Source organism: Pseudomonas sp. 5.2 (assembly GCF_059025405.1).
Map to the genome: position 1 here is coordinate 16,040 of NZ_JBYBHH010000012.1, position 14,870 is coordinate 30,909.

General features: G+C 64.5%; 14 protein-coding genes. 4 read left to right on the forward strand and 10 right to left on the reverse strand.

Features of this window, described 5'->3' with window-relative positions; genetic code table 11:
- Positions 1-137: 137 nt before the first annotated feature.
- Together gudD and AC5PZ0_RS18340 are read right to left on the reverse strand one after the other, a co-directional pair.
- Complete coding sequence (gene gudD / locus AC5PZ0_RS18335) at positions 138-1,493, reverse strand: glucarate dehydratase (protein ID WP_493855461.1); 1,356 nt, start codon at positions 1,491-1,493, stop codon at positions 138-140.
- A gap of 19 nt (positions 1,494-1,512) precedes the next feature.
- Entirely contained in the window at positions 1,513-2,865 is a 1,353-nt protein-coding gene (locus tag AC5PZ0_RS18340) for an MFS transporter (RefSeq protein WP_099430513.1), read from the reverse strand.
- Between the two features lie 255 nt (positions 2,866-3,120).
- Here AC5PZ0_RS18340 and AC5PZ0_RS18345 point away from each other — a divergent pair, with 255 nt between their 5' ends.
- Entirely contained in the window at positions 3,121-3,822 is a 702-nt protein-coding gene (locus AC5PZ0_RS18345; RefSeq protein WP_493855462.1) for a FadR/GntR family transcriptional regulator, read from the forward strand.
- Between the two features lie 222 nt (positions 3,823-4,044).
- On the opposite strand, the gene AC5PZ0_RS18350 is transcribed toward AC5PZ0_RS18345, so the two are convergent.
- The 4 genes from AC5PZ0_RS18350 to AC5PZ0_RS18365 form a co-directional block, all read right to left on the reverse strand.
- Positions 4,045-5,055, reverse strand: a complete 1,011-nt coding sequence (locus AC5PZ0_RS18350) for a zinc-dependent alcohol dehydrogenase family protein (protein ID WP_493855463.1) — start codon at positions 5,053-5,055, stop codon at positions 4,045-4,047.
- Positions 5,056-5,167: 112 nt separating this feature from the next.
- Complete coding sequence (locus tag AC5PZ0_RS18355; protein WP_027595073.1) at positions 5,168-5,758, reverse strand: HAD family hydrolase; 591 nt, start codon at positions 5,756-5,758, stop codon at positions 5,168-5,170.
- Positions 5,755-6,624, reverse strand: coding sequence for an acyl-CoA thioesterase II (gene tesB, locus AC5PZ0_RS18360; RefSeq protein WP_027595074.1), 870 nt, complete (start codon positions 6,622-6,624; stop codon positions 5,755-5,757). The genes AC5PZ0_RS18355 and tesB overlap by 4 nt, the downstream gene beginning before the upstream one ends.
- A gap of 95 nt (positions 6,625-6,719) precedes the next feature.
- On the reverse strand, positions 6,720-7,289 hold the full coding sequence (locus AC5PZ0_RS18365) for a GNAT family N-acetyltransferase (protein WP_493855464.1): 570 nt from the start codon (positions 7,287-7,289) through the stop codon (positions 6,720-6,722).
- Between the two features lie 180 nt (positions 7,290-7,469).
- Between AC5PZ0_RS18365 and pmrG the strand changes: the two genes are divergently transcribed.
- The 3 genes from pmrG (at position 7,470) to AC5PZ0_RS18380 (ending at position 10,544) form a co-directional block, all read left to right on the forward strand.
- A complete protein-coding gene (pmrG, locus tag AC5PZ0_RS18370; protein ID WP_493855465.1) occupies positions 7,470-8,156 on the forward strand; it encodes a lipopolysaccharide core heptose(II)-phosphate phosphatase PmrG in 687 nt (228 codons plus the stop codon).
- A 77-nt stretch (positions 8,157-8,233) separates the two neighbouring features.
- On the forward strand, positions 8,234-9,148 hold the full coding sequence (locus AC5PZ0_RS18375; protein WP_099455374.1) for a histone deacetylase family protein: 915 nt from the start codon (positions 8,234-8,236) through the stop codon (positions 9,146-9,148).
- 148 nt (positions 9,149-9,296) lie between these two features.
- Entirely contained in the window at positions 9,297-10,544 is a 1,248-nt protein-coding gene (locus AC5PZ0_RS18380) for a TIGR03862 family flavoprotein (RefSeq protein ID WP_493855466.1), read from the forward strand.
- A gap of 144 nt (positions 10,545-10,688) precedes the next feature.
- Here the strand turns inward: AC5PZ0_RS18380 and rhlE1 are convergent, their stop codons facing one another.
- The 4 genes from rhlE1 to AC5PZ0_RS18400 form a co-directional block, all read right to left on the reverse strand.
- Entirely contained in the window at positions 10,689-12,020 is a 1,332-nt protein-coding gene (gene rhlE1, locus AC5PZ0_RS18385) for an RNA helicase RhlE1 (protein WP_493855467.1), read from the reverse strand.
- Between the two features lie 54 nt (positions 12,021-12,074).
- Complete coding sequence (gene yedA / locus AC5PZ0_RS18390) at positions 12,075-12,995, reverse strand: drug/metabolite exporter YedA (RefSeq protein ID WP_085272357.1); 921 nt, start codon at positions 12,993-12,995, stop codon at positions 12,075-12,077.
- 469 nt (positions 12,996-13,464) lie between these two features.
- On the reverse strand, positions 13,465-13,944 hold the full coding sequence (locus AC5PZ0_RS18395) for a LabA-like NYN domain-containing protein (protein WP_027595082.1): 480 nt from the start codon (positions 13,942-13,944) through the stop codon (positions 13,465-13,467).
- Positions 13,945-14,013: 69 nt separating this feature from the next.
- Positions 14,014-14,778: a DUF2076 domain-containing protein gene (locus AC5PZ0_RS18400; protein WP_493855468.1), complete on the reverse strand. Its 765-nt coding sequence runs from the start codon at positions 14,776-14,778 to the stop codon at positions 14,014-14,016.
- Positions 14,779-14,870 lie beyond the last annotated feature (92 nt).

Below are 14,870 nucleotides of genomic sequence, written 5' to 3' on the forward strand. Positions count from 1 at the left end.
GTAGGAGCAGCCTTGTGCTGCGAAGAGGCCGGTGAACACAGCAGAGATTCACTGTGTGTTCACCGGCCTCTTCGCAGCACAAGGCTGCTCCTACAGAGAGGGTGTGTTGGGCGCTTGGGTAGCGCGCTAGAAAGGGCTCAGCGCACCAGGCAAGGGCGCTTGTTGTCGAACTGCCAGCCCGGTATCAGAAACTGCATCGCCACGCTGTCATCCCGCGCCCCGAGGCCCATGTTGCGGTAGCACTCGTGCGCCTTGGCCAGTTGGTCTTCATCGATCTCCACACCCAACCCTGGGCGCGCTGGCACGCGCACATGGCCGTCGACGATACGCAGCGGCTCACGCGTCAGGCGCTGGCCGTCCTGCCAGATCCAGTGGGTGTCGATGGCGGTGATTTCACCCGGCGCAGCGGCAGCCACCTGGGTGAACATGGCCAGGGAGATGTCGAAGTGGTTGTTGGAATGCGAGCCCCAGGTCAGCCCCCAGTCATTGCACATCTGCGCCACCCGCACCGAGCCCTGCAAGGTCCAGAAGTGCGGGTCGGCCAAGGGGATGTCCACCGACTGCGACTGGATGGCGTGGCCCATCTGCCGCCAGTCGGTGGCGATCATGTTGGTAGCAGTAGGCAGCCCCGTGGCACGACGGAACTCGGCCATCACCTCGCGGCCCGAGTAGCCGTTTTCGGCACCGCAGGGGTCTTCGGCATAGGCCAGCACGTCGTGCTTGTCACGGCACAGGGCGATAGCCTCCTTAAGCGACCAGGCGCCGTTCGGGTCGAGGGTGATGCACGCATCGGGGAAGCGTTCGGCCAGGGCGGTCACTGCCTCCATCTCTTCCTCACCGCGCAGTACGCCACCCTTGAGCTTGAAGTCACTGAAGCCATAGCGCTGCCTGGCAGCTTCGGCCAGGCGCACGACCGCGTCCGGGGTCAGGGCCTTCTCGTGGCGCACGCGGAACCAGTCATCATCCGCCTCCGCTTCGCTGCGGTAGGCCAAGTCTGTCTGCTGGCGGTCGCCGATGTAGAACAGGTAACCGAGCATCTTCACCGCCTCGCGCTGCTGCCCTTCGCCGAGCAGTGCGGCCATGGGCACGTTCAGGTGCTGGCCAAGCAGGTCGAGCAATGCAGATTCGATGGCTGTCACTGCGTGCACGGTGATGCGCAGGTCAAAAGTCTGCAGGCCGCGGCCGCCGGCATCGCGGTTGGCGAAGGCTTGGCGCATGGCGTTGAGCACGCGCTGGTAGTGGCCAATGGGCTGGCCTACGACCAGGCTGCGGGCATCTTCCAAGGTCTGGCGAATGTTCTCGCCACCCGGCACCTCGCCCAGGCCAGTGTTACCCGCGCTGTCGCGCAGCACTACCACGTTGCGGGTGAAGTACGGGCCATGCGCGCCACTGAGGTTGAGCAGCATGCTGTCGTGGCCGGCCACCGGGATCACGCGCAAATCGGTGACCACGGGGGTGGTGCTGTGAACGGCGGGAGTCGTCTGCATGTTCATGGTTTTAATCTCGCAGTCATCAGTGGGTCTGGCCCAGGGCCGAAGGCGCCTTGAGCTCATCGGAAGGAGCGCCCTTTGGGCGAGTGCGTACGAAGAACACGGCGATGGCTGCCAGCACCGAGGTCACCGCCAGGCCATACAAGCCGCCCTGGATCGAGCCGGTCTGCTGCTCGAGCAGGCCAAAGGTGGTGGGGGCCACGAATCCGCCGAGGTTGCCGACCGAGTTGATCAGGGCAATCACTGCCGCCGCGATGCGGGCGTCCAGGTAGCCCTGGGGGATCGGCCAGAACAGCGACGAGGCCGACTTGAAACCGATGGCGGCAAAACAGATGGCGACAAAGGCGAACACCGGCCCACCGGTGGTGGACATGAACATGCCGATGGCGGCGACCACCAGCGCGGCGGCTACCCAGGCCTGCTGGAACTTCCAGCGTGCCGAGCCGGACGCGAAGGCGTACATCGCCAGGATCGAGATCAGCCAGGGGATCGAGTTGAAGAAGCCAACCTGCAGGTCGCTGAGGTCGCCCATGCGCTTGATGATGCTCGGCAGCCAGAAGGTCGCGGCATAAATGGTCAGCTGGATGCAGAAGTAGATCAGGCAGAACAGCACGATCTGGCGGTCTTTGAGCAGGCTCCAGGCCGAGGTCTTGACGCTACCGACGGCCTCCCGCTCACGCTGCTCGCGGTCGATGGTGTGCACCAGTGCATCCTGCTCGGCCTGGCTCAGCCACTTGGCATCCTGCGGCTTGGAGTCGAGCCAGAAGAACACGAAGAAGCACAGCGTTACCGAGGCCATGCCTTCGATGAACAGCATCCACTGCCAGCCATGCAGGCCAAGGCCCTGAATCTGCATCAAGGCCCCGGCCAGCGGGCCGGAGATCAGCGACGCCAGTGCCGAACCACTGAGAAAAATCGCAATCGCCTTGCCGCGCTCGGCGCCGGGCAGCCAACGGGTGAAGTAGTAGATCACCCCAGGGAAGAACCCGGCCTCGGCGACGCCCAACAAAAACCGCAGCACATAGAACTGGGTTTCGGTCTGGACAAAGGCCATGGCCGTGGCCACCAGCCCCCAGGTGAACATGATGCGGGTCAGCCACAGCCGAGCGCCGACACGCTGCAGGAGCATGTTCGAGGGCACTTCGAACAATGCGTAGCCGATGAAGAACAGCCCGGCGCCAAACCCATAGGCAGCAGCACTGATGCCCAGGTCGCTTTCAAGGTGCGGGCGGACGAAGCCGATGTTGACGCGGTCGAGATAGTTGACGATGAACATGATGACGAACAGCGGCAGGACGTGGCGCTTGACCTTGGCCACGGCACTGGCCAGAGCGTCGCCATCATTCCCGGCAGACGGAGCGAGGGTGTCGTTCACTTGCGGATCTCCCACTAGTTGTTTTTATGCGGGTTGTCTGACATGACAGTGGGGTGGAGCATAGGCCTCGTGCAGTTGTACGACAAGATCGATAACGTCGACAAAAGTACAAAATACAAGCTGTAAAAATGAGTATTTGCTGCGAACGTTCAAAAACAACCGCGCACGAGGCAGGCTTCTCGATCAGAAAAATAGGCGGAAAATATTTTTGTGTTTTAACTTGTCGTACAAGCTATCGATATCACGGAGCACACCATGGACTCAGTACACCCCCGTGTGCGCGGCCACAGCCGCGCCCACGACCTGGTCTCCAGCCTGACGCAGCAGATTTTGCTGGGCACCTTCAAGCCAGGCGACAAGTTGCCCTCGGAAAACACCTTGGTGCGTGAACATGGGGTCAGCCGCACCGTGGTGCGCGAAGCCTTGTCGAAGCTGCAGGCCTCAGGGCTGGTGGAGCCCCGCCACGGGATCGGTACCTTCGTGATAGAGCGCCAGCCCCAGGCGGGGCTGCGCGTTGGCGCCGAAAACGCCGCCAGCGTGCGCGACCTGCTGGAATTGCGCATCGGCCTGGAAGGCCAGGCCGCCGCCCTCGCCGCAGTGCGCCGCGACGACGGGCACGTGGCACGCATGCGCCAGGCGCTGGACGACTATCAAGACTTGGCGGCCGCTGGCGACAGCTGCATAGAGGCCGACCGGCGCTTTCACCTGCTGATCGCCGAGGCCACCGGCAACCTGTACTTCAGCGAAATGATGGCCCAGCTCGGCAGCGGCTTGATCCCCCGCAACCGCATGGCCCTGGCCGAACGCGCCGGCGCCAAGCTGGCCAGGCATGCGTACCTGGCCAACCTGGAGCATGAGGCGATACTCAATGCCATCCGCCGCCAGGACCCGGATGCGGCACGGGCGGCGATGTGCCTGCACCTGTCCAACAGCCGCGATCGATTGTTGCCTGACTAGGGGCCGCGATGCGGCCCATTCGCGGGCAAGCCCGCTCCCACCCGAACCGTGTAGCACCCAAGGCTAGCACCGCACCCGTGTAGCACCCAAGACTAGCGCCGCACCTGTGTAGCACCCAAGGCTAGCGCCGCACCTGTGTAGCACCCAAGGCTAGCGCCGCACCTGTGGGAGCTGGCTTGCCAGCGATGAGGCCGGACAAGGCAATCGCACTCACAGGTGCGATTACCAGGTCAGGCAGATCTTGCCGAAATGCCGGTTGCTCTCCTGGTAGCGGAACGCGTCGACGATCTGCTCCAGTTCGAAGTGCTTGTCCACCACCGGCCGCAGGCCATTGGCATCGATCGCCCGCACCATCGCCTGCTGCTGTGCACGGCTGCCGACCAGCACGCCCTGCAGGCGGATTTGCCGCACCAGTGCCTGAACCAACGGCAACTGCCCCGCTACCCCGGTGAGAATGCCGATCAACGACACATGCCCGCCGATGCGCGTGGCAATCATGGACTGCTCCAGGGTCGCCGGCCCGCCCACTTCGATCACATGGTCGACCCCGCGGTTGTGGGTCAGCTCACGCACCTTCTCACCCCAGGCCGGGGTGCTTTTGTAGTTGATCAGGTGGTCGGCGCCGAGGGCCTTGAGGCGCTCGAGTTTGGCATCGCTGGACGAGGTCGCGATCACCGTGGCACCCGCCAGCTTGGCAAACTGCAAGGCGAAGATCGACACCCCGCCCGTGCCCTGCACCAGCACGGTATCGCCGGGCTTGAGGTGGTCATCGCTCATCAAGGCACGCCAGGCCGTCAGCCCTGCGGTGGTCAGCGTGGCTGCCTCGGCGTGGCTGTAGCCCTTGGGCGCCAGGGTGAAGGCCGTGGCGCGGGCAGTGACCTGTTCACGGGCGTAGCCGTCGAGGCCATCGCCCGGCACCCGGGCAAACCCTTCGATATTGGCCTGGCCGTCGAGCCAGTCCGGGAAGAAAGTGCTGACGACGTTGTCGCCCACCTGGAACTCGCTGACACCCGGCCCCACTGCCGTGACCTCGCCGGCACCGTCGGCCATGGGGATACGCCGCTCGCTCGGCCCCCACATGCCGCTGACCACGGCGAAGTCGTGGTAGTTGAGGGAACTGGCGTGCAGACGCACAGTGATTTCGCCGGCCTGTGGCGCAGGCGCCTCGCAGGTGCCGACCTGGACTTTGTCGTAGCCGCCGCCAGGTTGGACGTAGATGGCCTTGCTGCTCATGGCTGGGTCTCCATTCAGGGAAAAACTGCGGTTCAGCATAGCCAGTGCAGGCTGCCTCCTCCCGTGTGGGAGCGGGTTTACCCGCGAAGAGGCCCGCACGGCCAACAAAAAATCAGCCAAGCATCGCGCGCAACGCTCGGCAATCCGCCGCATGCCAATCCACCAGATGCGGCCACGGGTTATCCGGCAAGTTGACCAATACGGTACGCGCCCCGGCCGCACGCCCACAATCCAGGTCAAAGCGATAGTCACCCACCATCACCAGTTCGCTGGGCGCCACACCCCACGCCTCTGCAATCTTCAGCAGGCCATCCGGGCTAGGCTTGGGTTCGGCCTCATCACGGCCAAGCACATGCTCCACCGGGAAGCAGTCGGCCAGACCGATGGCCTCCAGGGTGACATGCGCCAACTCCCGGGCATTGCGGGTCAGGATCGCCAGCCGGCAACCACGCCCGGCCAGTTCGCGCACCAGCTCCACCGCCCCCGTCGCGGCCGTCGACGCCAGCGCCAGGTCGCGTTCATGCTCCAGCAGCCAGGCGTGCTTGGCCGCCGCTTGCGCCGCCGGCAAGGCGGCCAGGTGGGTCAGGATGTCGTCTTCAGGCGGTATCTCCAGCGCTTCGCGAATCGCCGCAAAGTCATGCACCGCCACGGTCAGGGTGCCGTCCATGTCGAACACCCAGTTGCGTACCTCGCCCAGGCTCATGCCCAGTCCTTGCGATGGCGAATCAGGCCTTCCTGGCTCGACGACGCCACCAGTTGCCCGGCCTGGTTGAAGATGCTGCCACGGCAGAAGCCACGGGCATTGCCGGCCCACGGGCTGTCGGTGGCGTACAGCAACCACTCGTCGGCGCGCAGGTTGCCATGGAACCACAGCGAATGATCGAGGCTGGCGATCTGCATGTCGCGCTGCCACACCGATTTGCCATGGGGCAGCAAGGCGGTGGTCAGCAGGCCGAAGTCCGAGGCGTAAGCCAGCAGGTACTTGTGCAGCGCAGGCACGTCCGGCAGGTTGCCGTCGGCACGGAACCAGGCGTACTTAACCGGGTCGCCGGGCTTGGGGTTGAACGGGTCACGCTCGGTCACCGGGCGGATCTCGATCGGCTTGGCGCACAGCACTTTGTCGCGGATGCGCTCTGGCAGGTGCTCGGCCATGGCACTGGCCAGTTCGACTTCGCTGGGCAGGTTTTCCGGGCCGACCACATCAGGCATTTGCGCCTGGTGCTCGAAGCCCTCTTCGTCGTACTGGAACGACGCGCTGCAGGTGAAGATGGTGTGGCCCTTCTGGATTGCCGTCACCCGCCGGGTGCTGAAGCTGCCGCCGTCACGCACGCGGTCCACCGAATAGACCACCGGCAAACTGGCATCGCCAGGGCGCAGAAAGTAACCGTGCAGCGAATGCACATGGCGCGCATCTTCGACCGTCTGGCTCGCCGCCGACAATGACTGGCCCAGCACTTGCCCGCCGTACAACTGGCGGAAGCCCAGGTCCTGGCTGCGTCCACGGAACAGGTTCTCCTCGATGGACTCGAGGCTCAACAGGTCGACCAGGTCGTCCAACACATGACTCATCGGGGGTTCTCCTAGCAAGGCAACACGGCTCTACAGCGCTTTCATGAAGGCGAATGATACAGGGTTTGTCATTCGCACCGCGCATGCCCATCCATTCAGCCGCGCAGGGTCTGCTCCCAGTGTGCGCGGTCGATGCGGTACAGCACATGAGGGCGCAACGGGTGGCCGGCAGGCAGGCGCGGGTGTTCGAAACTGCCGCTCAGGTCCTGCTGCATGCCGATGGCCTGCATCACCTTTTGCGAGGGCAAGTTGCTCTCACTAGTGAACGACACCACCTCGTCCAGGCGCAATTGGGCGAAGGCACAACGCAGGCAGGTCCAGGCCGCTTCACTGGCAAACCCCAAGCCCCAGTGGCGACGCGCCAGGCGCCAGCCGATTTCTACCGCGGGCGCAAATTCGGCATCGAAGCTGACGTTCAGCAGCCCGGTCATGCCGATGAAGGCGCCGCTGTCTTTGCGCTCCAGCGCCCACAGGCCAAACCCATGCTCATTGAAATGGCCACGGATTCGACCAATCAGCGCGGCCGCCTCCAGGCGCGTCAGGGGTGCCGGAAAATACTGCATCACGTGCGGGTCGGCGCACAGCGCGGCGAACTCGCGCAGGTCGTCGTCGTGCCATTGCCGCAGCACCAGCCGTGCGCTTTCCAGGTGAAGAATTGGGGTCATCGGGCGTGCTCCGGTTTTGCTGTCTTGCAGTTTACAGCGTAGGCGCGGGCGACGGTTTCACTCAAGCGGCAGCACCTGAATGCAATTTTCACAACGCCTTCACCGCTACCCGACAGGCCGCTCACCAGAATGTCGCCAGCCACGACCACACCCGGCGCGGCCATGCCATCGGAGTCACGCATGCTATCGAGCAATACCCTGGGCCACCCTGCCATCCACGCCCGGCGCAAGCGACGTTTGTCACGCAAGGCCCTCGGTGCCGCTTTGGGCCTGTGCATGGTCGTGGCGGCGTTGACCACCTGGCTGGCAACGAGGACGCACATCGTGGACCTTGGCAACGAGCAACAGTTGAGTGACAGCGGCCTGCTGCAGGATTGGGCCGAAGGCGCAGTGATCGTGATGATCCGCCATGCCGAACGCTGCGACAGCGCACCCGGGCCCTGCCTGGACGACCCCACCGGCATCACCGTGGCCGGCACCCAGGCGGCCACCCGCGTCGGCCAGGGTTTGCACACGCTGGGCTTAAGCAATGTCGATGTGCTGAGCAGCCCCAAAGTACGTACTCGCCAGACCGCGCACTTCATTCTGGGCCAGGCCGTGCCGAGCGCTGCCTGGCTGGAGAGCTGCGACAACCAGTTCGCCGATGAAGCCCTGGCGCGCAAACGCCCTGGTCACAATCTGGTCTTGGTCACCCACAATGGTTGCATCGACCACTTCCAGCGCCAGCAGCGTGTAGTCGGTGGGGAACGGGAAAGCGGCTATGCCAGTGCGCTGTTCGTGTCGGTCGACGGCAACGGCAAGGCGCGGATTCTCGGGCGCTTGAACGAGCCGGATTGGCAGCGGGTACTGGCCAGCACCGGCAAATGAAAGGCTAATGCAACAAGCCGGTTGCGCGGCGCCCCACAACTGGCAAGATCAGCACTGGCCCCGATTGCGAACCGACCATGCCGTTGCCGCTGATCTACCACGATGACTACAGCCCGGAGTTCCCCGCCGAGCACCGCTTCCCGATGGACAAGTTTCGCTTGCTGCGCGACCACCTGGTCGACAGCGGCCTGACCCGTGACCAGGACCTGTTGCGCCCGCAAATCTGTCCCAACGACATCCTTGCCCTGGCCCACGACCGAAGCTACATCGAACGCTACATGAGCGGCGACCTGTCCCGCGAGGACCAGCGTCGCCTCGGCCTGCCCTGGAGCGAGGCGCTGGCCCGGCGCACCGTGCGCGCCGTGGGCGGTTCGCTGCTGAGCGCCGAGCTGGCCCTGCAGCACGGCATCGCCTGCCACTTGGCCGGCGGCACCCACCACGCCCATTACGACCACCCTGCAGGCTTTTGCATCTTCAACGACCTGGCCGTGATCAGCCGCTACCTGCTGGAAGCCGGGCGGGTGCACCGGGTGCTGATCTTCGACTGCGACGTGCACCAGGGCGACGGCACCGCGCGAATTCTGCACGACACCCCCGATGCAATTACCGTGTCCCTGCACTGTGAACAAAACTTCCCGGCCCGCAAGGCCCAGAGCGACTGGGACATCCCCCTGCCCCGTGGCATGGGCGACGCGGCCTACCTCAAGGTGGTGGATGACGCCCTCAACTACCTGTTGCCGCTCTACCAGCCAGACCTGGTGCTGTACGACGCCGGCGTCGATGTGCACAAGGACGATGCCCTGGGCTACCTGCAGTTGACCGATGAGGGCCTGGCGGCACGCGACGAGTTGGTGATGCGCCAGTGCCTGGGCCGCGACATCCCGGTGGTGGGCGTGATCGGTGGCGGCTACAGCAAGGACCGCGTAGCTCTGGCACGGCGCCACGGCATCCTGCACCACAGCGCGGCGCGAGTCATAGGTTGTTCACAATGACTGTGGAACCGCCTGTGGATAAGCTGCTGGAAAGCGGCTGCAGCCCTTTAGCTGCGCCACCTGCAGAGTATTGATCGTTTTTTGATCAGTGCTTCCGCCTACCGGCCTGCGCTAGAATGCGCGCTCTTTTCCACAGCCTGCCGCCCCCATGCCCGATCTACACCACTGCACCCCTCCCCTTGTCGCCGTCATCGGTGGCGGCCCCGCCGGCCTGATGGCTGCCGAAGCGCTGGCCCAGGCGGGCTTGGCGGTCGAGGTGTTCGATGCCATGCCCTCGGTCGGCCGCAAGTTCCTGCTGGCAGGTGTCGGCGGCATGAACATCACCCATTCCGAGCCTTACCCAGCCTTTGTCGCGCGCTATGCCGAACGCCAAGGCGAGATTGACGGCCTGCTGCGCGGCTTCGATGCCGACGCGCTGCGCCAGTGGATTCATGGCCTGGGCATCGAAACCTTCGTCGGTACCTCGGGCCGGGTCTTCCCGCGCGACATGAAGGCCGCGCCCTTGCTGCGCGCCTGGCTCAAGCGCCTGCGCGACAGCGGTGTAGTTATCCACACCCGCCATCGCTGGCTGGGTTGGCATGACGATGGCAGCCTGCGGATCGCTTATCCACAGGGTGAACGCCAGGTACACGCGGCCGCTGTGGTGCTCGCACTGGGTGGGGGTAGCTGGGCGCGCTTGGGTTCGGACGGTGCGTGGCAGCCGCTGCTGGCTGAGCGGGCTGTGGATATCTCACCCTTGCAGCCGAGCAACTGTGGGTTTGAGGTCGAAGGCTGGAGCACCTTGCTTAAAGACAAGTTTGCCGGCGCACCGCTGAAGAACATTGCCCTGAGCGTGCCCGGCAGCCTGCCGCGCAAAGGTGAGTTCATCCTCACTGCACAAGGTGTCGAAGGCAGCCTGGTGTATGCCTGGTCGGCGCCGGTGCGTGAGGCCATCAAGCGTGACGGCCGGGGTGTGCTGCTGCTCGACCTGCTGCCGGGCAAGGCTGTGGATAACATCGCCCAGGCATTGGCCAAGCCACGCGGCTCGCGCTCCATGGCCAAGCACCTGCACAGCCAGTTGGGCATCGATGGGGTCAAGGCGGCATTGTTACGGGAGCTGACCGATCAGGCCACGTTCGCCGATCCACAGGCGTTGGCGCGGGCCATCAAGGCGTTGCCGATCACCGTGGTGCGTACCCGGCCGCTGGATGAGGCCATCAGCAGTGCTGGCGGGGTGCGTTTCGAGGGGCTGAGCGAGGGGTTGATGGTCAAGGCATTGCCGGGGGTGTTCTGTGCCGGCGAGATGCTGGACTGGGAGGCGCCGACCGGGGGGTATTTGCTGACGGCGTGTTTTGCCAGCGGGCTGCGCGCCGGGCGGGCGGCGGCGCAATGGGTGGCGGGGCTGCCTGACAGGTAGCTGCCGCCCAACTTTGTGGGAGCGGGCTTGCCCCGCGAATGAGGCCACGCAGTGCATGGCACCGGCTTCGCCGGTGTTCGCGGGGCAAGCCCGCTCCCACACGGCCCCTGCAAAATCAATTAAATCTACGGCCCCCCGGCGATATCAAGGCTTACGCTTACGCGGCCCACCATTGAAGCTCGGCACCTTACGCACCGCTTTCACTGACGGTGCCGGGCTCGCAGCCTCGGCACTGTCCATCCAGCGCCCCAAACCACGCTTCGCGCTGCTCTCTTTAGGCTTTTTAGGCTTTTTCGGCTTCTTGATCACCTGGCCACTGGCATCGGTCATCGGCACGCGGTGCTCTGGGATAAAGTCCGGCTCTTCATGCCGCGGCAAGGTCTGGCGGATCAATGTCTCGATCGACGCCAGCATCTGCACTTCGTCGGCACACACCAGCGAAATCGCCTCCCCTTTGTTGCCGGCGCGGCCAGTGCGGCCAATGCGGTGCACATAGTCTTCGGCGACGATCGGCAGGTCGAGGTTGACCACCAGCGGCAGGTCGTCGATATCCAGCCCACGCGCGGCAACATCGGTCGCCACCAACACCTGGATCTCACGGGCCTTGAAGGTATCCAGCGCACGCTGGCGCGTGGCCTGCGGGCGATCGCCATGGATGCCGTCGGCGTTGATACCCTCGCTCAACAAGCGCTCCACCAACTGGTCGACACCGTTGCGGGTCTTGGCAAACACCAGCACCTGGCTCCAGCGCTGCTTGCGCAGCAAATGGCAGAACAGGTCGGCCTTGCGCTTTTTGTCCACAGGCACCAGCCACTGTTTGACCGTGTTGGCGGCGGCATTGCGGGGGCTCACTTCAATGCTCAGCGGGTCGTTCAGGGCCAGGCCGGCGAGGACCCGGATCTGGTCCGAGAAGGTCGCGGAAAACAGCAAGGTCTGGCGCTTGCGCGGCAGTGCGGCGTACACCGACTGCAACTCTTCGGCAAAGCCCAGGTCGAGCATGCGGTCGGCTTCGTCGAGCACCAGGGTCTGCACCTGGTTGAACTTCACCGCGTTCTGCCGGAACAGGTCGAGCAAGCGGCCCGGGGTGGCCACCAAGAGGTCGACGCCACGGCGCAGGCGCATCATCTGCGGGTTGATGCTCACCCCACCGTACACCGCATAGGTGCTCAGCGGCAGGTTCTCGGCATACTCGCGCACATTGTTGTGCACCTGCTCGGCCAGCTCGCGGGTCGGTACCAGCACCAGCGCGCGGATCGAGTTGCTGGCAACCTTCTCACCTTCCAGCGCCAGGCGCTGCAGCACCGGCAGGGCAAAGCCTGCGGTCTTGCCGGTGCCGGTCTGGGCCGCAGCCATCAGGTCGCGGCCGGCCAGCACGGCGGGGATGGCCTGGGCCTGGACCGGGGTCGGGGTGGTGTAGTCCAGCTGCTGCAGGGTACGCAGCAAGGGTTCGATCAGGCCGAGTTTGGCGAAATTCATGGCAATACCGTCAGGGGGTTCAGCGAAGGCGGCAAGTTTACCGCAACCCCCCGCCTACTTGCAGATTTCGCCCTTCAACGGTTGCGCAGGCGCTGGTGCCTTGCGCCACTGAGGCAGGCCGATCAGCACCACTGCGCCAATGATCACCGCCATGGCCACGCATTCTTCGGCGCCGATCTGTTCGCCGGCGAAGACGATCCCCAACAGCACCGCCACCGCCGGGTTGACGTAGGCATAGCTGGTCGCAGCTGCCGGGCGCACATGCTTGAGCAGGTACATGTAGGCACTGAACGCCAGGATCGAGCCGAAGAACACCAGGTAGGCCAGCGCGCCCCAACCGGCAGCGGTGGGCATCTGGGTCATGCGCTCGCCCGACAGCACACTGCCCAGCAGCAACACGGCACCGCCCACCAGCATTTCGGCGGCACTGGCCATCGGCCCCTGCGGCAGCGGCAAGCTTTTGCTCCATACCGAACCGAATGCCCACGACGCCGCCGCGAACAGAATCAGCGCCGCGCCAATCGGGCTTGCCTGCAAGTTGGAGCCGAGGTTGAGCAGTGCGATACCGGCCAGCCCGAGGCCGATCCCCGCCCATTCGAGCCGCGAGTTGCGGTGGCCGAACAGCAGGCCGAAGACCAGGGTGAACAGCGGCACCGTCGCTACCGCCAAGGCCGCCACGCCGGACGCCACACCGGCGTGTTCGGCCACGGTCACGCCGCCGTTACCACAGCTGAGCAACAGAAAGCCGATTGCCCCTGCGGCCCGCCATTGCGGCCAGGTCGGCGCCGGCACACCGCGCCAGCGCAGAAAGCCATACAACAGGCCCCCGGCGATCAGAAAGCGCACGCCTGCCATGAGCATCGGTGGCCACGATTCGACGCCGATGCGAATGAACAGGTAGGTGGACCCCCAGACCAGGTACAGGGCCATGAAGGCACCGATGAGCAGGAGTGGGAAGCGGCGGGAGGCAGGCATGGCTAAGTACTCGAAATCCGTTTACGGGTGACTTAGTTTAGAAAGGTCACTGCGTAAACTTAAGTTACAAAACCGGAATAAATGAGCGACACACTTGGTGGGGGTGCGTTGAGGTTGTGTGTTGGCCCGGGGGGTTGGCTTGAGGTTTTTGGGGCGTTTGAGATCGAGCGCCGCCCGCGCGGCGCATCGCGAGCAACGCTCGCTCCTACGTTTGTTTCGGGCCAATTATTCCTGGGGCATATGCGCGCGACCGCCTTTGGCGCATGGCGCGATATCGCGTCGAACAAACAAGGCGCTCGCGCGCAGCTTCCACAGGCGTGACTGGCCCGAAACAGACGTAGGAGCGAGCGTTGCTCGCGATGCGCCGCGCGGGCGGCGCTCGATCTCCCAGGCGCTGAAAACCTAACGCCATGCCCCTCTTCGCCCTGACGCCATCAACACCCCTCCACCTCGCGCCCCAACCCCGCGCTCAATGCCGCAACAACAACCGCCCCTCAATAGGCACATAACGGCTAGCAGCACGGATCAATGACATAGCCGTAAGCCCAGGCACGCCATACACCACCGCTTCGGCACCATGGCGCTGGATAACCCGCTCCAGCAACAAATCGAAGTCGCCATCACCGGAGGCCAACACCACCTGGTCCACGCGGCTGGCGGCGTCGATCACATCCAGGGTAATGCCCACATCCCAGTCACCTTTGGCCGAGCCGTCACTGCGCTGGATGTACGGTTTAAGGCGTACCTCGAACCCGAGGTTGCGCAAGATCTGCTGAAACTGCTGTTGCTTGCTGTCACCGCGGTCGATGGCATAGGCCACGGCTTCGACGATCTGCCCTTCACGGCTGACCTCGGCCCACAACGCGGCGTAGTTGAAATGGCAGCCATGCGCCTGGCGCACGGTGTAGTAGAGGTTCTGCACGTCGGCGAACAACGCGATCTTTTTCACGGGAACCTCATGGTCTGATGGAACCGGGGCTGCCGTGCAGCCCCAAATGCCAGCAGTATGCCAGACCCGTCAGACGTAGGAATCGTCGTCGGAGAAGAACCCGCCGTCACCACCGCCGTAATCGGTATCGGCGTAACCACCCTGGTCATTGCCCCAACCGCCGTTGTCGGCCACCTGCTGCTGCCCGCCCTGGTCGTTCCAGCCGCCGGTGTCGCTGGCCGGTGTCGGCTCTTCCTTGATCACTTCCACCACTTCCTCTGGCTGCGAGTTGTGGTTGAACAGGCTGCTGATCCCTTGGGCCAGCAACACCCCGCCGGCCACGCCGGCAGCGGTCTGCATCGCACCGCCGAGGAAGCTGCTGGCGCCCCCTCGCGCTGGCGCTGCGCCGAAGCCAGCTTGCTGCTGTTGCTGCGGTTGCTGCGGGCTGAAGCCCGGCGCCGACGGTTCACGCCAGCCACCCCCGCCAGCAACGGGCGCCGAGGGGCGCTGCGGTTGCACGGCCGGTGGCGTGTTACGCCCCCCCGAACCAAAGATGCTCGACAGAAAACCACCGCCACCGTTGCTCGGGGTGCTGCTACCGGCGCGGCTGGCTTCTACCTGTGCGCGAGCTTGCTGGAGCTCCGCCTCCAGTTGCTTGTTCTGCTCGTCAAGGCGCTTGATCGCGGCTTCTTGAACGAGGATCGCCTGGGCCATGTAGTAAGGCGCTGCCGGCTGCTGGCGCACATGTGCCTCGATGCACGCCTGGGCCTGCGCGTCGCGCGGCTGGCTCGGGTCTTCCGCTTGCTTGATGCGGCCGAACAGGCTATCGATCAGGGTTTGTTCTTCAGTGTTCATGAAGCTACCTCATGGGGAAGCGGGACAACGGACAGCGTCAAAGATGGGGCGTTCAGGCACTGGATTCAATCACCTCGGCGGTGAAACTTTTT